Origin of the sequence: Sorangium sp. So ce327 (assembly GCF_051530205.1) — a bacterium.
In the GTDB taxonomy this organism is placed as follows: Bacteria; Myxococcota_A; Polyangia; order Polyangiales; family Polyangiaceae; genus Sorangium; species Sorangium cellulosum_B.
On sequence record NZ_CP150330.1, the window covers coordinates 10,654,892 to 10,674,599 of the forward strand.

The 19,708-nt window shown below is 69.2% G+C and carries 17 protein-coding genes; 12 read left to right on the forward strand and 5 right to left on the reverse strand.

From position 1 onward, the window contains the following. Positions 1-214: 214 nt before the first annotated feature. The 5 genes from WME95_RS39850 (at position 215) to WME95_RS39870 (ending at position 7,951) form a co-directional block, all read left to right on the forward strand. Positions 215-2,527, forward strand: a complete 2,313-nt coding sequence (locus WME95_RS39850) for a GumC family protein (RefSeq protein ID WP_437904519.1) — start codon at positions 215-217, stop codon at positions 2,525-2,527. A 12-nt stretch (positions 2,528-2,539) separates the two neighbouring features. Beyond that, a complete protein-coding gene (locus WME95_RS39855; protein ID WP_437904520.1) occupies positions 2,540-4,093 on the forward strand; it encodes a hypothetical protein in 1,554 nt (517 codons plus the stop codon). Positions 4,094-4,262: 169 nt separating this feature from the next. Next, positions 4,263-5,072 carry a hypothetical protein gene (locus WME95_RS39860; RefSeq protein ID WP_437904521.1) on the forward strand — a complete coding sequence of 270 codons (810 nt, stop codon included), beginning with the start codon at positions 4,263-4,265 and terminating at the stop codon, positions 5,070-5,072. Between the two features lie 60 nt (positions 5,073-5,132). Continuing rightward, entirely contained in the window at positions 5,133-6,398 is a 1,266-nt protein-coding gene (locus WME95_RS39865; protein ID WP_437904522.1) for a glycosyltransferase family 4 protein, read from the forward strand. Continuing rightward, positions 6,395-7,951 carry a heparinase II/III domain-containing protein gene (locus tag WME95_RS39870; RefSeq protein ID WP_437904523.1) on the forward strand — a complete coding sequence of 519 codons (1,557 nt, stop codon included), beginning with the start codon at positions 6,395-6,397 and terminating at the stop codon, positions 7,949-7,951. Before WME95_RS39865 ends, WME95_RS39870 begins: the two co-directional genes overlap by 4 nt. Positions 7,952-7,971: 20 nt before the next feature. Here the strand turns inward: WME95_RS39870 and WME95_RS39875 are convergent, their stop codons facing one another. From WME95_RS39875 to WME95_RS39895, 5 genes are all read right to left on the reverse strand, one after another. Then, a complete protein-coding gene (locus WME95_RS39875) occupies positions 7,972-8,718 on the reverse strand; it encodes a class I SAM-dependent methyltransferase (protein WP_437904524.1) in 747 nt (248 codons plus the stop codon). Between the two features lie 56 nt (positions 8,719-8,774). Continuing rightward, positions 8,775-10,286, reverse strand: a complete 1,512-nt coding sequence (locus WME95_RS39880) for a glycosyltransferase family 4 protein (RefSeq protein ID WP_437904525.1) — start codon at positions 10,284-10,286, stop codon at positions 8,775-8,777. Between the two features lie 458 nt (positions 10,287-10,744). Then, the gene (locus WME95_RS39885) at positions 10,745-11,437 is read right to left on the reverse strand and encodes a class I SAM-dependent methyltransferase (RefSeq protein ID WP_049876490.1); all 693 of its coding nucleotides are present in this window, start codon (positions 11,435-11,437) and stop codon (positions 10,745-10,747) included. Positions 11,438-11,801: 364 nt separating this feature from the next. After that, on the reverse strand, positions 11,802-12,266 hold the full coding sequence (locus WME95_RS39890) for a serine O-acetyltransferase (protein ID WP_437904526.1): 465 nt from the start codon (positions 12,264-12,266) through the stop codon (positions 11,802-11,804). Further along, complete coding sequence (locus WME95_RS39895; protein WP_437904527.1) at positions 12,263-13,369, reverse strand: glycosyltransferase family 4 protein; 1,107 nt, start codon at positions 13,367-13,369, stop codon at positions 12,263-12,265. Before WME95_RS39895 ends, WME95_RS39890 begins: the two co-directional genes overlap by 4 nt. A gap of 513 nt (positions 13,370-13,882) precedes the next feature. Between WME95_RS39895 and WME95_RS39900 the strand changes: the two genes are divergently transcribed. The 7 genes from WME95_RS39900 (at position 13,883) to WME95_RS39930 (ending at position 19,669) form a co-directional block, all read left to right on the forward strand. Then, on the forward strand, positions 13,883-14,410 hold the full coding sequence (locus WME95_RS39900; RefSeq protein WP_437545243.1) for a MerR family transcriptional regulator: 528 nt from the start codon (positions 13,883-13,885) through the stop codon (positions 14,408-14,410). Positions 14,411-14,428: 18 nt separating this feature from the next. After that, a complete protein-coding gene (locus WME95_RS39905; RefSeq protein ID WP_437555576.1) occupies positions 14,429-15,646 on the forward strand; it encodes an IscS subfamily cysteine desulfurase in 1,218 nt (405 codons plus the stop codon). A gap of 72 nt (positions 15,647-15,718) precedes the next feature. After that, on the forward strand, positions 15,719-16,168 hold the full coding sequence (gene iscU, locus WME95_RS39910) for a Fe-S cluster assembly scaffold IscU (protein ID WP_437904528.1): 450 nt from the start codon (positions 15,719-15,721) through the stop codon (positions 16,166-16,168). A 73-nt stretch (positions 16,169-16,241) separates the two neighbouring features. After that, a complete protein-coding gene (locus tag WME95_RS39915; protein WP_437545247.1) occupies positions 16,242-16,718 on the forward strand; it encodes a HesB/IscA family protein in 477 nt (158 codons plus the stop codon). A gap of 55 nt (positions 16,719-16,773) precedes the next feature. Then, positions 16,774-17,310 (forward strand): Fe-S protein assembly co-chaperone HscB, encoded by a 537-nt coding sequence (gene hscB, locus WME95_RS39920; RefSeq protein ID WP_437904529.1) that lies wholly within the window; start codon positions 16,774-16,776, stop codon positions 17,308-17,310. Then, entirely contained in the window at positions 17,307-19,313 is a 2,007-nt protein-coding gene (gene hscA, locus WME95_RS39925) for a Fe-S protein assembly chaperone HscA (RefSeq protein ID WP_437904530.1), read from the forward strand. Before hscB ends, hscA begins: the two co-directional genes overlap by 4 nt. After that, complete coding sequence (locus WME95_RS39930; protein WP_437295123.1) at positions 19,313-19,669, forward strand: 2Fe-2S iron-sulfur cluster-binding protein; 357 nt, start codon at positions 19,313-19,315, stop codon at positions 19,667-19,669. Before hscA ends, WME95_RS39930 begins: the two co-directional genes overlap by 1 nt. The last annotated feature ends 39 nt before the right edge of the window (positions 19,670-19,708 follow it).

Sequence of the window (19,708 nt, forward strand, 5' to 3'; positions counted from 1 at the left end):
GCGCGAGAATGTGCCGCACCTCGCCTCCCCGACGCCAAGCCGACGCCAGGCGCGCCGCCAGGCCGCGCATTGTCACGACGCGCACATTGTGCCACATCGTCCCCCTGTCGAGAACCCCAGCTTGAATTTTGGAGACGCCGCGGGCACCTTACCCCTCCGCGCGGACCTCTACCCTCCACGAAGGCGCTTCGAAGGCGCTTCGAGCGCATGACTTATGGCCGACGATTCCAGAGCCCCCTCCACGACCGCTCTCCGCGACGACATCTCAAACGAGCGCGCGTTCGACCTCGTCGTCACCTGGCGAACGGTCAGCAAGCACTGGGCCATCGCGCTGACCACCCTGCTCCTGGTCGCCCTCAGCGTCACGTTCTATACGCTCGGCCAGAAGAAGATCTATCAATCCGCGGCGACGGTGCAGTTCGATCCGAACCCTCCTCGGCCGCTCGGCCGCGGGGTCGACACCGTGGTCGACATGGGCGCCGGCTCGTACTGGAATAACCGCGAGTACTATGAAACCCAGTACAAGGTCATCCGGTCCATCCGGGTGGCGCTGGCGGTCGTCGCCCAGCTCAACCTGCAGAACGATGCCTATTTTCTGAAGGACCTCCCGAAGGACGCGGCCTCGCCCGGGCCGATGTCCGTGACCCCGGAGGAGGCCGCGGAGATCCTGCGCGAGCGGCTCGTCGTCGAGCCGGTGAAGGACAGCCGCCTCGCGGTGATCCGCTACAACGACGCGGATCGCGAGCGGGCTCAGCGCATCCTCACCACGTTGATGGACATCTACATCGAGCAGAACCTCGATGACGCGCTCGCCTCGACGAACTCAGCGGTCGATTGGCTCCGGGCGCAGCTCGACAAGCTGAAGTACGATCTCGAGGCGAGCGAGACGTCGCTCCACGAATACAAGCTCAGCAAGAACATCCTCGACGTCGATTTCGAGGACAAGACGAACCTGCTGCGCGAGGAGATGAAGCAGATCAACGACGCTCTCACGTCCGTGCGCACGAAGCGTGAAGAGTTCGCGGCCCGGAGCCACGAGCTGTCGAAGCTCGATCCGAACACCCCGCTCGACCTCCCCGCCTCCGAGCTCATCCAGAGCCCGGTCCTCCAGATGCTGCGCGCGCGCCAGGAGGAGTGCGTCCGTGAGCGCGACGCGCTCATCGGCTCTGGCAAGGGCGAAAACCACCCCGACGTCCGCGCCGCGACCGAGCGGGTCGCCGCCAACAGGAGCGCGCTGGTCGCCGAGATCAAGAACGTTCAGGGCGCCGTCAACCGCGATCTCGCCATCGTGAAGCGCCAGGAGGGGGGCCTCGTGGGGCTGCTCGAGGACGCGAAGAAGCAGGCGTTCGAGCTGAACTCCCTCAAGATCGAGTACGATCGACTCCGCAGGACGAAGGACAACACAGAGAAGCTGTACCAGCTCGTCCTGGAGCGCACGAAGGAGAGCGATCTCCAGCGGATGCTGCGGGTGAACAACATCCACGTCCTCGATCGGCCGAACTTCCCGCTCACCGCCCTGCGGCCGCGCGTCGGCGTCAACATCGGGATAGGCATCCTCGCCGGGCTGCTCCTCGGGATCGGCGCTGCGCTGGCGCGAGCGATGCTCGATCGCACGCTGCGGACGCCGGATGAGGTCGAGCGGGAGCTCGGGCTGCCCTTCCTCGGCCTCCTCCCGGAGTTCGACAAGCGGGAACAGAAGGAAGCCCAGCGCCGCAGGGCGCGCCACCGCGGCAAGGCCGCGCCCCAGCTGGGCCGGCGCGAGCTCGTCGTGCACGATCAGCCGACGAGCGGGATCGCCGAGGCGGCGCGCGCGATCCGGACCAACCTGCTCTTCATGTCGCCCGACCGGCCTTACAAGACGCTCCTCATCGCCAGCGCCGGCCCCAGCGAGGGCAAGACGACCGTGTGCTGCTGCATCGCCGTCGCCATGGCGCAGGCCGGACAGAAGGTCGTCCTCATCGATTGCGACCTCCGCAAGCCGCGCATCCACCAGATCTTCGGCAAGAGCCCGGAGCTCGGCGTCACCAGCGCGCTTCTCGACGACTCCGTGGTGGACGACGAGAGCGCGCTCAAGACCGAGGTGGAGAACCTCTACGTCATCCCGGCAGGGCCGATCCCGCCGAACCCGGCGGAGCTCTTGCACAGCGAGCGCTTCCAGGCGCTGCTCCAGAAGCTCCAGAGCCGCTTCGACCGGGTCATCATCGACAGCCCGCCCATCGTGGCGGTCACCGACGGCGCCGTGCTGTCGACGCTGGTCGACGGCACGGTCCTCGTCGTGCGCGCCTCCGCGACGAGGCACGACTTCGCGCGCCATGGGATCCGCGCGCTGCTCGACGTCGGCGGCAAGACCGTGGGCGTCGTGCTGAACGCCGTCGATCTGAAGCGCCAAGAGTACGGGGTGTACCACTACTATGGCGACAGGAAGGACGGCTATTACCATGCGCCCTCCGAGCCGTCGCCCCCGGCCCCGACGGACGCTCCTGCACCCCCCTCGCCACCCCCCTCTCCACCCTCCTTGCCGAACTGAGGAGCGCCGCCGTTGCCCTCGCTGAGACTCCCCCGCGCGCGCGGCGCTGCGCGCGCCGCCGGCGCGGCGCCCGCGCGGCGGACGAAGACGCCCCTCGGCCGGGTCACCGCGACGCTCCTCGTCGGGACGCTGGCGGCCCTCGGCCCGATCCTCGAGGGAGCGCTCGGCGACGGCCGCGGATGGACGATCGGCCTCTTGCTCTTGCTGGCCGCCCCGTCGCTCGCCCGCGCCAGCGGCCCCCGGTTCCATCCGCTGGATCCGGAGACCTACATACCAGCCGCCTATTTCCTCAGCGTCGCCTACTCACCTATCCTGCGCCTCCTCATCTCCCGCGAGTTCTCCCTGTCGAGCCATGAGACGGCAGCCATGGAGGTGGCCTATGCCGGCGCGGTCGGGTGCGCCCTCGCCTGCACCGCGCTGAGCCGCCCCAAGGAAGCGCCCGACCTGCAGCGCCTTGTCCCGACGCACAGGCCCAAGGCGACGCTGGACCAGGACTGGGCCACGATCCTCGTCGGCATGGTGGGCCTGGGGCTCGTGGCCACATGGATCGCCACGATCGGCGTGGGGCGGTTCTTCTCGATGAACTACGCCTCCAATCACCTCGAGGCAGATGGCAAAGGGCTGCTCACCGGCGGCTGGCACCTCATCGGGGTGGCCGTCGTTTACCTCTTCCTCCGGGTCGTATCGCTCCGCAAGGCGGGGCTGACCGTGCCGAGGGTGGTCTCGCTCGCAGGGTTCTGCTTCTTCGTGAGCTTCCTGCTCAACACGATCATGGGCCGGCGGGGCCCCCTCGTCTGGACGATCCTCTCCGTCGCGCTCGCCGCGCATGCCTTCGGCATCCAGATCCGACGCGTGTGGCTGGCCATCGGCATGGTGGGCGTCCTCTTCTACGGCATCGTCGTGGAAGGCGCCCGCGCCGAGCAGGGCAGCGGGCTCGACGCGCAGATATCGTCGGCCAGCGCGTACCTCGATCGGATAGAGAACCCGCTGGAGATCGGAGAGCTCCAGCGCGTCTACGCCAACCTCGTCAGCGTCGTGAACGAGCAGCCGCCCATCATCAGCTACCCAGGCGAGAGCTGGGTGAACGCGTTCCTCATCCTGGTGCCCAAGCCGCTCTGGAGCGAGCGACCGCTCGGCCTCGCGCAGCGATATGCCATGTGGACGGCCCCCGACCTCGCGCGCCGCGGCGCCGGCTTCGCGATGGGCGCCGCCGCCGAAGGGTACCTGAACTTCGGGCTCGCCGGCACGGCCATCGAGATCGCGGTCTTCAGCGGGCTCTTCTTCATGATGCCGCTCCTCGTGGCCGGCGCGCGCGGCTCGCCCCTGCTCGCCCGCGCCGCGGCGGTGAACCTCGCCTCGTTCGCGTACAACCAGTTTCGCGGCGAGCTGACCGCGCTGCTCAAGATCACGGTGTCGCTGGCGATCGCGCTGCTCGCGGCGGTGGTGCTCACCTCGGTGGTCACGCACCTGCGGCGCGGGCTGGCCGCCCTCGGCCCGACACGCCGGAGATCCGGGCAGCGCCTGCGCGATCCGCGCCTCGGGCCCTCGTCGGCGCTGGGGCGGTAGCCGCGCCGACCGGGGTTGGCCGGCGCGAGGACAACGCGGGACCGCGCGCCCGCAAGCCGCAGGATGGACCGCGCGGCGCGCGGCGTCGGAACATGAAGAGCGGAGAAGCCAGGTCCCTATCGTCATGAGATTTCCCTTTCGTTTGAACCGTTCAGGCTGGCCGGCGCGCATGCTGCCTCGCAGGGTCTGCTTCCCGGACCCGCGGGCCCTCCTCCGGCCCGAGGAGATCACGTCGCCCGAGGTGTTCTCGGAGCGGATCTCCGTCCTCTTGCTGGGCGGCACCTACAAGACGACGCGGCCGGGCAGGCACCGGCAGAGCGACGCCCTCCTCGTGGGCGCGCTCCGCCAGAAGCGCCCCGTCGTCCTCGACGTCGGCGCCTCCGACGGGAGCACGGCGCTCGATCTGATCACCGCGCTCGGCGACGCCTTCGAGGCGTACTACGTGACGGACAGGGCGCTCTCGCTCCGGGTGCGCGCCGACGATCACGGGCGCGCGTTCTTCTATGATGCGGACGGCGCCTGCGTCCTCGCCGCCACCCCGCGCTTGCTGTTCTATCCCGCAGCGGGGGGCTCGCGCCGCTGGCCGCTCTGGGTGCTCCCCGGGTGGCGCGGCGCCATCCCGCCGTTCGACCCGGCCTATCCGGAGGTATCGCTCGTCCAGCCGCGGCTCCGCGAGATCGCGCGCCGTGACGCGCGCGTGCGCCTCAGGCCTCACGACATCTTCCAGCCGTGGGACGGCCCCGCGCCGACGGTCGTCAAGGCAGCGAACATCCTGAACCGCGCCTATTTCTCCGACGATCAGATCCGCCGAGCCGCGCGCAATTTCTGGCGCGCGCTCGCGCCTGACGGGCTGCTCCTTGTGATCGACAACCGCGACGCCGAGAAGGCCTCGCTCTTCGCGCGAACGGAGGGCGGCTTCGGGCACATCGACAGCATCCATGGCGGAACCGAGATCAAGGAGCTCATCCTGAGCTGCTGAAGCCCCTCGTTCATCGGCAGCAAAGCTCGCTTCCCACGCACGGACCTCCCTGAAGCCCTCATGCGCATCCTCTACGTCTCTCCCTACTTTCCCCCCGAGCCCGGGGCCCCCGCCGCGCGTGTCTCCGAGCTCGCCCGGGCCTGGCGGCGTGCCGGACACGAGGTCACGGTCCTGACGGGCATGCCGAACCACCCGACAGGGGTGATCCCGGCTGCCTATCGAGGTCGGCTCCGCGTGGAAGAGGACTTCCACGGGGTCCGGGTCCTCCGCACCTGGATCTACGCCGCCGCCAACCGGGGCAAGGTGCGCCGCTCGCTCGCGTATGGGTCCTTCGCCCTGTCTGCGCTCTCGCTCGCGCAGATCGGTTTACCGCAGGCCGACGTCCTCATCGCGACGAGCCCCCAGTTCCTCGCGGCCGTGGCCGGCTACGGGCTCTCCAGGCTCCGCGGGATGCCGTTCGTGTTCGAGGTGCGCGACCTCTGGCCCGAGTCGATCGTGGCCGTGGGCGCGCTGTCGGCCGGGCACGCGGTCGTGCGCGGGCTCACGCGCGTCGAGGAGCACCTCTACGAGGCGTCCGACGGGATCGTGGTCGTCACGCAGAGCTTCCGGGAGCGGCTCATCCAGCGAGGAGTCCCCGCCGACAAGATCGACGTCATCAGGAACGGCGTGGACCTCGGGCGCTTCACCCCCTCCTCGCGCGACACGCCGCTCCGGGAGAAGCTCGGCTTCGGCGACCGCCTCGTCGTGGCGTACGTGGGGACGCACGGCATGGCGCACGGCCTCTCCGCCGTGCTCGACGTGGCGAGCGGCCTGCGCGCGCGCGACGACATTCGCTTCCTGTTCGTCGGCGAGGGGGCGGAGCGGGCCAGCCTGGAGGCGCGCGCCCGGGAGCTCGGGCTCTCCAACGTGACGTTCCTCGGCGCCCTGCCGCGCGATGCGGTCACCGAGGTGTATGCGACCGCCGATATCTGCCTGGTTCCTCTGCGCAAGACCGAGCTCTTTCAGACGGTCATCCCGTCCAAGATCTTCGAGATCCTCGCCATGGAGCGGCCCATCGTGATCTCGGTCGACGGCGAAGCGCGGTCCATCGTCGAGGAGGCGAGCGCCGGCGTCGTCGCTCCCCCGGAAGACGTACAGGCCATGACCCGGGCGATCGTCGAGCTCGCCTCCGATCCAGAGCGGCGAAGGCGCATGGGGTCGGCAGGGCGGGCCTACGTGATGCGCTCGTTCGAGCGCGACATGCTCGCGCGCGAGTATGTCGATGTGCTGGAGCGCGTGCTCTGCCGCTCGCGCTCTCGTGAAGGCCAGAGCAGGAGCGAGCGATGAACCTCCCGCGGATCGCCCGCACCCTCGTCCAGCTCCATCCGCTGCAGGTCCTCGCCCGCCCGATCGCCCTCGGCCACCGCGCGCTCGGCGGGGGGCCGAGCGCGGCGCTGGCGCCTCGCCTCCGGCCGGGCTTTGCCCCGTCGAGCCCGCGGTTCGCGGCCTTCGCCGACGCCGAGAAGGAGCGCGGGCGCGCGCGGCTGGCCGCAATTCCCGAAGGGTCGCTCCTGCACGCCTACGAGCGCGCCTACGGCTATGAGCTCGGCGCCGAGCCGACCCTCCCCGCCCCGAGCGCGTGGGACGACCCGATCGCGTCACACCCGTTTCCCGCGTCGGTGCGCGCCCGCCGGCTCGCGGCGGCGGCGCGCCTCGGCCGCCCCGGGCTCTCTGCCGAGCTGGCGCGCGCGTGTCGGGCCATCGCGCTCGGCCTCGAGCTTCACCTGCTCGCCAATCACCTCCTGGAGAACGCGATAGGGCTCGTGTGCGGCGGCGCCGTGGCCCACGGGCCCGAGGCCGAGGCGTGGTGGCGGCTCGGCTCCGCGATCCTGGCGTGGCAGCTGCCGGAGCAGTTCCTCGCGGACGGCGGCCATTTCGAGCTCTCCGCGTCGTACCACCTCGCGCTGACGGCCGGGCTGCTCGAGGCCATCGAGCTCGCGCAGGCGGCCGGCCGCGAGGTACCCGAGCGCTGGAAGGCCACCGCGGAGAGGGCCCTGGAGTGGGCCGCCGCCGTGCGCGCGCCGGACGGCTCGTACCCGCTCTTCAACGATGCGTCGCTCGACGCCGCGCCGGAGCTCGACCACGTGCTCGCCCTCGGCGAGGAGCTCGGACTCTTCACGCCGGGCAGCGCCTCCGGTGGCGGGCAGGGAGCCCCCGGCGCGCCGCCGGACGACACGCCGTCGCTCGACCACCTCGCGGCCACCGGCTGGGTGATCCTGCGGTTCGGCGACCGGGCCTGGCTCGCGCTCGACGCGGGGATGGATGGAGCCCCCTATCAGCCCGGGCACGTGCACGCGGACGCGCTCACCTTCGAGCTATGGCTCCACGGAGAGCGCGCTGTCGTCGACTACGGGGTCTCCAGCTACAAGACCGACGGCGACCGGCAGACCACCCGCTCCACGCGCGCCCACAACACGGTGGAGCTCGGCGACATGGATTCGAGCGAGGTGTGGAGCGCCTTCCGCGTCGGCCGCCGGGCGCGCGCCGGGGTGCGCAGGCTCGAGCGCGCCTCGGCGCACGTCGCCGTCGAGGCTGAACACGACGGGTATCGCGCTCTCCCCGGAGCCCCCCGGCATCGCCGGACGGTGGAGCTGTCCGCTCGGGAGCTCGTGGTCCTCGACGACATCCTCGGCGGCAGGACGAGCGCCTGCTCCCGGCTCAGGCTCGACGAGGCCACCTTGCGACGCCAGGCCATCGAGATCGAGGGCATCCAGCTCACGCCCGAGCGGAGCCCGGGCGTATGGCACCCCTGCTTCCGGAAGCCCCAGGCAGCCACGGTGTTCTCCGGACGCGGCGACGTGCGCGACGCCTGGCGCAGCGGCTTTCGCATCCGCTTTTAGAGCGGGCGCGTCTTCGTGCGCTACTCGCGCACGAGGCTGCCTGTGAGCGTGATGCGAAAAGGCGCGAGGGCCTCGACCTTGTCGAGCACGAGGTGCAGCGCCAGCGCAGCCTGGTGGAGCCCGGGGATCAACACCGTATAGCTCGGGTGGTCGACCCCGGTAGCGAGCTTGTCGACGCGGAAGCCCGCGGCCTTCGCGAGGCGCTTCACGGCCCAGACCGTGTTCATGCGGAAGTACGTCGGGTACGGCTTGGCATTGCCGCTGCCGCTCGTCCCGCGCAGGAGCCCGACGTAGAGCGTATGAAACCAGTGCGGCGTGAGGTGGGTCGCGAGGCCCGAATAGGAGAGGAGGTTCGGCGCCGTGAACACGAACCGCCCCCCCGGCCGCAGCAGACGGTGCGCCTCGCGCAGCACCGCCTCGGGCCGCTCGAGGTGCTCGAGCAGGTGGTCCGCGGCGATCACGTCCGCGCAGCCGTCCGGCAGCGGGATCGACTCGCCGTACGCGCAGATATGCCGCTGCGCCGGGTTGCGCGCGAGCGCCGCCTCATCCGGATCGACCGCGTAGATGGTCTTGCCGTCGAGAGGCACCGTCGCGACCTTTCCGAACCACAGCGGCCCGCAGCCGAGGTGGATGATGTCCGTCGCCGGCGCGACCGCCTCGTCCACGATGCCCTGATAGACCTTCCAGTAATGCGCATGATCGCTGAAACGATAATAGAGCTCGTTCGTCTTGCAGTTGAGACCAACGATCTTGCGGGCAATATCCACGATATCTCCTCAATCAGTCCGGCAGCACGAACACATCAGCGCGGGATAGCGGCCCCTCACACCACCGAGAAGCGCCCATGCGGGCGCGAATCCCGAGCGCGCGGCGGCGGCCGGCGCAGCAGCAGGCGCTCTGCAGAGTCCACGACGAGCTGCAGCAGCATGTCGGCCTGCGGATTGACCGCGCACTCCTCGCTGTCCCAGCGGAAGCGCAGCTCGACGGTCTCGCCCTCGAGCTTGATCGGGAACACCGCGACCACCGCCTCGCGGAGCTGCTGCGGCGTCGCCGCGTCCTGCGCCCAGCTCCAGGGCTTCACGCGCGCGCTGCCGTTGGCCCCGGCGGAGCTCACCTCGAGCGCGACGAGCTTCGCCTCCTCGGCGAAGCGCTCGAGCACCGGGCGCAGCTTGTCCACGCCGCTCGCGGCCTCGATCTCCATCAGCGCCCACGGCACAGCGCGGCGCAGCGCCTCCACGGCGGCTTCGCGGGGGCGCCGGGGGTCCTGCGGCTGCGCCCCGAAGAGCGGGAGCGAGCCCGCCGTGCGCACCACGATGAAGAGCACCACGCTGCAGGCGACGAGGGCGAACCCGATCTCGAGCGAGCGACCGACATACGCCACCAGCGCGACCACGGTGAACAGCAGGCTGAGCCCATACAGGATCAGCACCGCGCTGCGATGCGAGTGGCCCTTGTCGAGCAGCTTGTGGTGGATGTGCGAACGATCGGCGGCGAAGATCGGCCGGCGAGCGACATAACGCCGCACCATCGCCGAGATCATGTCGAAGATCGGCAGGCCCAGCGCGAGCAGCGGCACCATGACGGCGAGCGCGGTGCCGCCCTTGTGCGTGCCCACGCCGAAGAGGGGGATCGCGGCCAGCATGAACCCAAGGAACATGCTCCCGGTGTCCCCCATGAAGATCGTCGCGGGGTGAAAGTTGTGAAACAGGAACCCCACGATCGCGCCCGCGAGCGTCGCCGCGAGCAGGCAGATCACCATGTTGCCGGGGTAGCCGCCGAGGTACGCGGTGATGAAGTTCGCGACGCAGGCGAAGAAGCCGACGCCCGCCGCGAGCCCGTCGAGCCCGTCGATCAGGTTGACCGCGTTGATGATGGCGACGAACCACGGAATCGTCACCAGGAACGAGAGCGGCCAGAACGATACATGCCCGAAGTACGGCAGCGTCACGCACTCGAGGCGGAGCCCGAAGGCCCAGGCGATCGACGCGACGAGGACCTGCGCGGCCAGCTTGTGCCGCGCGCGCATTCCCTTCGTATCGTCCCAGGCGCCGACCGCGGCGATCGCCAGCCCTCCAGCCAGCAGCCCCACCACCAGCGAGTGCTGCGAGAACCACATCAGCCCGATCTGCGTCCCCAGCGCGGCCAGGATGAACAGCGGCAGCACGAAACCCGCCACGATCGCGAGCCCGCCCAGGCGCGGGACGCACCGCGTATGTACGCGTCGCGCGGTCGGTTCATCCACTGCCCCCACCGTCACCGCCAAACGGCGCGCGAGCGGCGTCGCTGCCCACGAGAGCACCAGCGCCAGAATAACCGCCGTGAGCGTACTTACCATCGCTCGCTCCTCTGGAAATCCCGCACCCCTAAGGTGCGGCGCGGCGGGCGGCATTCATAGCTCATCACCATGGCGGACAGCCCGTTGTTGGTGCGCACCTAGTACCCCAAGTCAGCACACGGAACAACCCAGGAGCAGGCTTTGGAATCCGGCGAGGGTCTGGAACTTTCCTCCGTTGCTTACATTTTACAGTCACATTGTACAATTTTACCTGTGAGTGTTTACCGTGGTGCGTCGCCCTGATGACAATGTCGTTATGCCGGCCTCGGCCGTAGCAGGGTTTGCCGTGAAAGCGGAAACGCCTTCATCGAAACAGAGACGTGGCCTCGGCGGCCCTCCTCGTCCCCGCAGCGCTTGGAGCCCCTCGCGAGGCGCGTGGCGCTCCGAAGCAGCGCTGGATCCCGCGCCTGGTGTGCGCTTTCTGGCCCGAGACTCCATGGTGTGATGGAGTCGGGCCATCAGCTCTTTTCGGCGACGCAGAAGATGTACGGGGACGTGACGGCGTTCGGTCGGGGAGCCAGGCCGCGCGCGTCGAGCGCCCAGACGAGCTCAGCAACGGCGGAGGCAGCGCCGACCGCCGGTAGGCGGAGCCAGCGCGACCCGATGCTGCCCACGCCGAAGAGGCTGACGTCCAGCGGAAGGATGTAGTCGCTCCGCAGCACATGGAGGCCCGCGTCGCGATGCGCCTTCACCAGCGCCTCGCGGTCCAGCGGAACATGAACGTCGTAGGTGGGCCTGTCGGTGACCTTGGCCACCCACCCCACGAGCCCGCGCATGTTCGGGATCTCCGTGACGATGCGCCCGCCTGGGCGCAGGTAGCGCGCGCATGCGCGGAGGCAGCCCGCCGTGTCCTCGAAGTGCTCGACCACGCCGAGCGACACCACCGCGTCGAAGGCGCCCACGAAGCGCTCCGGCGGCTCGAACAGATCGGCGCACACGATCTCTCCAGGGATGCCTGCGCTCGCGAGGATGTCCCGCTCCTGCGCGCAGCCAATCTCGGTATAGTCGAGCCCGCTGACCTGAAAGCCAAACTCACGCGCGAGGTAGGGGAGCCAGGCGGAACGACCACAGCCGATCTCCAGCAGGCGTTGCCCCTTCGTGTCCATGCCCTCGAACGCGCGAACGAACTCCCGATGAAATGCCTGGCGCACGTATTGCCGAAACCCACGCGCGTGCGGATCCACCGGCTTTGGGAGCGACCGGTTCGACCACACTTGATTCCAATGCGCTTTTCCTGCCTTGTCTCCGGCCGACGAAGCCGCGTTGCTCATCACGTCCTCGCTAGGGCAGGGCCGCCGGCGGGGCGGATGCCTCGCGAAAGGAATCACGGTTTCCCAGCTCGGTCCAGGACAAATCTGGACGAATTGTCGCAGCGCGGCACCCCGGGCGCTCCCCGGCCGGGCGAAGCCAGCACGCCCGTGGCCATGCGGGCCCGCACGGGCCACGCGCGCCATGGAACCGGGCACGCACGGAGATGCGCCCGGTCACCCGGTCGAGCCGACCCGATCCTGCGGATCAGGCGCTCGGGTTATCCAGCTCGTAGTACTTGAGCTTCCTGTCGGACGCGATGATCCTGAACGGGTTCCCGGCGACGACGGAGTTGGACGGCACGTCCTTGTTCACGACGCTGTTGGCGCCGATGATCACGTTATCCCCGATGGTGATGTCGCCGAAGATGGCGCTCCCCGCTCCGACATAGACGTCGTTGCCCAGGCGTGGGACGCCCTGGCTGCCGAAGTTTCTCCCTATCGTGACGTTCTGGCAGATGAGGCAGTTGTCGCCGATGACCGTCCTCGTGTGGATCACGACCCCGAGCCCCCAGTAAGCGAGCCTGAAATTTGCCCCGATCGTGGCCGAGGAGGGGACGAAGACCGCGAACACGAACCTGTTCAACCACGTGATGAGCGTGGCGACGAAGGTCAGGTTGTTCCGATAAAAGAAGTTTCCCAGCCGATACAGCAGCACAGAAGGGTTCTTCATAGCGTCGACAACAGGTCTCTGAACTTGGTCACGGCATGACCCATCCTGTTGGTCTGCCTCACCCTCTCGAGCGAGCGCCGCGAGAACTCCTCCAGCAGCGCCGGCTCGCGGAGGACGGTCAGGACCGCCTCGGCGATCTGCCCCGGGCTCCCGACGTCCACGAGGAGCCCATTTCTCCCGGACACGACGAGATCGTTCACGGCCCCCACCCTGCTGGACACGACGGGGACCCCGAGGGCCATGACCTCCAGCAAGGCGTTCGGGAACCCTTCGCGGTGCGAGGTGAACACGCACAGATCGAAGGACGAGATGACCTCGTTCTTGTCCGTCGAGAGCCAGCCCATGTACTCGGTGTTCTCGAGCTGGTTCTCGGAGATGAACCTGCGCACGTCGTCCAGCTCGCTTCCGTCTCCGTAGATCTTGGCGCTGACCGAGGCGTTCGCCCGCTGCAAGAGGAGCATGGCCTCGAGGAAGTCGTAAATACCCTTCTGCCGCTCGATCCGGTTGAAATAGAGCAGCCTCAAGGGCCTGTCCATGGCTCGAGGGTATGCCTTGTGCTCCACGTCGCCGAAGCTGGAGTCGGGCAGCCAGTTCTCGATGACGACGAGTTTGTCCCCATATTTCTCGGGGACCAGGCTCTGGAAGAAGCTCCGCCAGGTTTCGCTCTGGCATATCACGACATCGCAGGATCTCACGACGGCGCTCAGGTACGACCGGTACAGCCTGCTCCTGGCGACGTTGTCGACGATCGGCCCCGAGCGAGGGAAGATGGCGACCTTCTTGCCGAGCAGCTTGCCGAGGAGCCCGATCGACCCCTTCTCGACGAAGCTCAGCCCCGAGCTCGAGAACAAGAGGACCGCATCCACCCTCGAGAAGAGCAGCGCCCTGACGCACCTCAGCACCCTCGGCGCGATCCTGTGCAGCCTGCGGCGCACCGATTGCACCCGGATGCTGTCGAGGGTGGAGTCGACGAGGAGGAAATCGAAATCGTCTTTCAGATCGCTCTCGATCAGAGAGCGACAAGCAAAGTACTGCCCACCCATCTTCCCGTCAGCCGGGGGATTGAACGAGCCCACGAACAGGATTCGTTTCTTGTCTGCCATCGCGTCGCTATCGTCGCGGAGGTGATACCATACCTGTCCGGCGATGGATGGCGGGAACGCCCGCTCGCCGAGCGCCGCGCCGACAGCGCCGGATCGTCACCGAACGGCCCGCGATCCCAGGAAAGCAGTCAGCCTGCCTCGGCACAGGGCGGTGGCGGCGGGCTCTGCAGGCGCGCCCTCCCGCCGCCCCGACCCGCCGCGGCGCGGACACCTCTCGCGGCCGCGGCCGGCGGCCCGGGACGTTGCTCCTCCGGCATCTCGAGCGGCCGCCGATTCCGCCTCCTTCCGCTGTTTCACGCTGGCCCCGTACGACCCGGTTGACAGTCTTGGCGCTCCGACCTACAAGGTCCCCAACCCTCACGCGCACGTAAGGGTCATGGTTTCAACCGAGCACGGTTTCGATCGCGACGGGCCGTTGACCACCCGATGACCACCCGCCACCACCTTCCGCTAGCCCACGAGCAAAGCATCGCGGGGCCCGTCACGTCCAGCACGTCCCGAACGGACGACCTGATGGGGGCTCTCGGTGGTGCCGAGGACGAGGAGCGCCTCCTTCAGGTGGGGGACATCGCCAAGGCAACCGGGAAAACCGTGCGGGCGATCCACCACTACGAAGAGGTGGGGTTGCTCACGCCGCACGCCCGCTCCAAGGGGCGCTACCGGCTCTACGATCACGCGGCCCTGACCCGCGTCCGGTGGATCGGCAAGCTCCACGACCTCGGCCTGTCGCTGAGCCAGATCCAGCAGATCGTCTCGACCTGGGAGTCGTCCCCCTCGGCCCCCGGCGCGATGGCGCAGATCCGCCACGTCTACCAGCAGAAGCTCGAAGAGGTGCGGGAGCAGGTCGCGCACCTCAAGACCCTCGAGCACGAGCTCGTGGCGAGCCTCGCCTACCTCGACACCTGCGAGGCGTGCGACCCGGCAGAGCTCGTCGCCGCCTGTACGAACTGTAACCTCCACGACAAGAGCACGGCTGAGCCCGAGCTCGTCGCCGGGATCCGCGGCAATGGGCATTGCCGCCACGGCTCGAATCACCGCTGAGCGAGAAACACCATGGCTATCCAGCTTCCGATCTACATGGACTACCACGCGACGACGCCCGTCGATCAGCGTGTCCTCGACGTGATGCTGCCGTATTTCAACGGCAAATTCGGCAACGCCGCGAGCCGGAGCCACGTCTTCGGCTGGACGGCCGAGGAGGCGGTCGGCCACGCTCGCGAGACGCTCGCCAGGTTCATCGGCGCCTCGAACCCGAAGGAGATCGTCTTCACCTCGGGCGCGACCGAGAGCGACAACATCGCCATCAAGGGGGTCGCCGAGTTCTACAAGGACAAGGGCAACCACATCATCACGAGCGTCATCGAGCACAAGGCGGTGCTCGACACCTGCAAGCGGCTCGAGAAGCAGGGCTACGAGGTCACCTACCTCAAGGTCGACAAGTACGGGATGGTCGACCCGGACGACGTCGCCCGGGCGATCACCGACAAGACGATCCTTGTCTCGATCATGCTGGCCAACAACGAGGTCGGCACGGTCCAGCCCATCGCCGAGATCGGAAAGATCACGAAATCGAAGGGCATCCTCCTCCACTCCGACGCGGTGCAGGGGGTCGGGAAGGTCCCGTTCAACGTCGAGCAGATGGGGGTCGACCTCGCGTCGGTGACGGCCCACAAGATCTACGGCCCGAAGGGCATCGGCTTCCTGTACGTGCGGAGGTCGAAGCCGCGCGTCCGCATCACCGCGCAGATGGACGGCGGCGGCCACGAGTTCGGCATGCGGTCCGGCACGCTCAACGTGCCCGGCATCGTCGGGTTCGCCAGGGCAGCCGAGATCCTCATGGAGGAGGGCGAGGCGGAGTCGGCGCGCATCCTGTCGCTGCGCGAGCGGCTCAGGAGCCGGCTCTGGAAGGAGCTCGACGCCATCCAGCTGAACGGCTCGCCCGATCGGCGGCTGCCGGGCAACCTCAACGTGTCGTTCAGCTTCGTCGAGGGCGAGGCCATGATGATGGCGATCAAGGACGTGGCGGTCTCGAGCGGCTCGGCGTGCACGAGCGCCAGCCTGGAGCCCTCCTACGTCCTCCACGCGATGGGCATCGGCGACGACCTCGCCCATTCGTCCATCCGGTTCGGGCTCGGGCGCTTCACCACCGAGGAGGAGGTCGACTACGTGGCTGACCTCGTGATCCGGAAGGTGAACAAGCTGCGTGACATGTCGCCCCTCTACGAGATGCACAAGGAGGGGATCGACCTGAACACCGTGCAGTGGGCGGCCCACTGACGAGCGGCGCGGGCGCCGCCGGCCCGACAGAGCAAGGTTTCGAGACGAAAGGAAACGGTCGAGGAGAGAGCCATGGCATACAGCGATAAGGTCATCGAGCACTACGAGAACCCCCACAACGTCGGCACGCTCGACAAGAATGATGAGCACGTCGGCACCGGGCTCGTCGGCGCTCCGGCCTGCGGCGACGTCATGCGCTTGCAGATCAAGGTCGGCGAGGGCGGCGTCATCGAGGACGCGAAGTTCAAGACGTTCGGCTGCGGGTCGGCCATCGCATCGTCGTCGCTCGCCACCGAGTGGCTGAAGGGCAAGACGATCGACGAGGCCGAGACGATCAAGAACAGCATGATCGCCGAGGAGCTCCACCTGCCTCCGGTGAAGATCCATTGCTCGGTCCTCGCCGAGGACGCGATCAAGAGCGCCATCGCCGATTTCCGCGCCAAGCAGCAGGCGAAGAAGGAGCTCGCGGGCGCGGCGCCTTCGGTCCCCGCCCCGGCCGCCGCGACGGCGAGCGCGGAGTAACAGCGCCGGGGCTTCGGGGCGGAGGCGGCCCACAGCACCGGAACCGGAACCGGAACCGGAGAAGGAACGACGCATGCAGAGCAGTGAGCAGACCACGACCAAGCCGGCGGACACCGGTCCGCACGCCGCGCCCACCACGACCGCTGACGCCGCGCCCGCGCGCAGCGACGGGGCCTCGGGCGAGGCGGAGGCGAAGCCGAAGCGGACGCTCTCGGTGAGCGACGCCGCGGTGCAGGCCATCCGGGCGCAGCTCGCCAAGCGCGGCACGCCCGAAGGCGCCATCCGGGTCGGGATCCGCGGCGGCGGCTGCTCCGGGTTCTCCTACGTCATCGAGTTCGAGGACAAGCCGCCCCGGTCCGGCGACCTCGTCCTGGAGTTCGCCGAGCCGGACAAGGCGACCGTGCGCGTCTTCTGCGACAAGAAGAGCATCCTCTACCTGGGCGGCTCGGTGCTCGACTGGGAGAAGACGCTCATGTACCAGGGCTTCAAGTTCAAGAACCCGCACGAGGCGACGCGCTGCGGCTGCGGGCACTCGTTCACGGTGGCCTGAGCCGCCGCTGGGAGCGCCCGCCCCGTCTCCAAGGCGCCTCCCCCCAGAGCACGCCATGACCGATCCCTTCGATACCCTGGGCGTCGAGCCGCGGTTCGACCTCGACCTGCGCGCCCTCGAGCAGCGCCACCGCGATCTCTCGCGCGCGCTCCACCCCGATCGCTACGCGGGCGCCCCCGCGGCCGAGCGCCGGCTCGCGCTCGGCCGCGCGATCGAGGCGAACGACGCCCTGCGCGTGCTCAGGGATCCGATCCGCCGGGCCGAGGCGCTGCTCCAGCGCGCCGGGGTCGCGCGGGGCGAGGAGGGCGAGCAGAAGGCCTCCCCCGCCCTGCTCATGGAGATGATGGAGTCGCGCGAAGAGCTCGCCGAGGCGGCGAAGGGGCGCGACCCCGCGCGGATCGTGCGGCTCGGCGAGGCGATGCTCGCGCGCGAGCAGGCGACCCTCACGGCGATCCAGGGCGCCTTCACCGCCGCAGGGGATGATCCGGAGCAGCTGCATGGCGTGCTCGCCTTGCTCAGCGAGCTCCGCTACATCCGGCGGTTCCTCGAAGAAGTGAGCGCCATCGAAGAAGAGCTCGCAGATTTGAAATGACCCTCCTCGAAATTTTCGACCCCAAGGCAAGGCCCAGCCCGATCGGCATCGATCTCGGGACGACGAACTCGCTCGTCGCCCGCGTGCGCGACGGCCGCCCGGTGGTCATCGACGACTGCAATGGAGAGCGGCTGGTGCCATCGGTCGTGCACTACGACGAGCGCGGCCGCGCGGTCGTGGGCGACAGCGCGCGGCGGCTCGCGCAGAGCCACCCCCGCGAGACCATCGTCAGCGTGAAGCGCTTCATGGGCCGCGGCGCGGACGATCCGGAGACGCGGCGGCTCGGGCCGTACGAGTTCGCGGAGCCGAAGGGCCCCGAGGACGCGAAGAGCGTGCGCTTCAAGGTGCGGGACGCGGTCGTGACGCCCGTCGAGGTGTCAGCGGAGATCTTGAGGGAGCTCCGCACCTCGGCGGAGCGCGAGCTCCGCTCCGTGGGCGGCGCGGTGATCACGGTGCCGGCGTACTTCGACGACGCCCAGCGACAGGCGACCAAGGACGCCGGCCGGCTGGCCGGGCTGGAGGTGCTGCGCCTGCTCAACGAGCCGACCGCCGCGGCGCTCGCGTACGGGCTCGACAAGCAGCAGAACGGCCTGTTCGCCGTGTACGACCTCGGCGGCGGGACGTTCGACGTCACCGTCCTCCTGCTCGACAACGGGGTCTTCCAGGTGAAGTCCACGGGGGGCGACAGCTCGCTCGGCGGCGACGACATGGACAGGGCGCTCGCGGAGCGGCTGCTCGAGGAGATGGGCGCGACGCGGCGCACGCCCGAGGTGGTGCGGCTCGCGCTCGACACCGCCCGCAGCATCAAGCACGCGCTGACCGACGCGACGCAGATCGAGATCGAGCTGCCCGTGCAGGCGGCCGAGGCGACCGGCGGCCCGGCGTCGAAGCTGGTCACCGTGACCCGCGACGAGCTGAACGCGCTCATCACGCCGCTCCTGGACCGCACGGGCGTCGCGTGCCGCCGCGCGCTCCGCGACGCGGGCGTCCAGGCCGCGGACATCGACGGCGTGATCCTCGTGGGCGGCGCGACGCGCGTGCCCCACGTGCGCGACTACGTGGCGCGCCTCTTCGGCAAGGAGCCGCTCAAGGACATCGATCCGGAGGAGGTCGTCGCGCTGGGCGCCGCCATCCAGGCCGACATCCTGGCCGGCTCGATGGATCGCGCGGACGAGGTGCTCCTGCTCGACGTGCTGCCGCTGTCGCTCGGCATCGAGACGATGGGCGGCGTCGCCGAGAAGATCCTGCCGAGGAACACGACGATCCCGGCGGGGGCGCGGCAGACCTTCACGACCTACGCGGACCACCAGACCGGGTTCGATCTGCACATCGTGCAGGGCGAGCGGGAGCTCGCCGCCGACTGCCGTTCGCTCGCGCGCTTCGTGCTCAAGGGGATCCCGCCGATGCCCGCGGGCATGGCGCGGCTCGAGGTGACGTTCCGCGTGGACGCCGATGGCTTGCTCGGCGTGACCGCGCGCGAGCAGACGACGGGGGTCGAGCAGAAGGTCGAGGTCAAGCCGAGCTACGGGCTGACCGACGAGGAGGTCGAGGACATGCTCCTCGCGGCGCTGGACCACGGCGAGGAGGACCTTCTCAAGCGCCGGCTCGTCGAGGCGCGGGTCGAGGGCGAGCGCGTGGCGATGGCGACGCGCAAGGCGCTCTCCGCGGACGCCGATCTGCTCGAGCCCGGCGAGCGCGAGGCGATCGAGGGCGCGCTGAAGGGCCTCGACGCGGCGATCCGCGGGGACAAGCCGGGGCTGATCCTGGCGCGCACGGAGGCGCTCGACGAGGCGACGCACGGGTGGGCGGGGCGGCGGATGGACCGCGCCGTGGCCAGGGCGATCGCGGGCAAGCAGGTCGAGGACGTCGAGGCGAAGGTCGCCGCGGCGAAGGGCGTGGACGCGCACCTGGCCGAGCACGGCGGGGACGACGCGAGCCACACGCAGGTCGAGGCGGGCGGCGCTGGCGCGGCGAAGGCCGGCGTCGAGGCGAGGAGGAGCTGATGGCCAAGGTCCGATTTCTGGCGCACGGACGCGCGTGGGAGGTCGAGGCCCCGGTGGGCTCGTCCGTCCTCCAGGCGTCGAAGTCCGTGGGCGCGCCCGAGGGCGACGCGTGCGGCGGCGTCTGCGCGTGCTCCACCTGCCACGTCTACGTCACGAAGGGGCGCGAGCTCCTCAGCGAGGCCGAGGAGGACGAGGAGGACATCCTCGACAAGGCCTTCGACGTCCGGTCGACGAGCCGCCTCGGCTGTCAGGCGAAGATCTTGAAAGACGGCGATATCGAGGCGGAGATCTCCCGCGAGAGCCTCGACGCTTTCTACAACGAGCACCCGAACGTGAAGGATCCGCGCAAGGGCTGAGCCCCCGGCGCGCGCCGACCAGCGCGATCAACCCGCAAC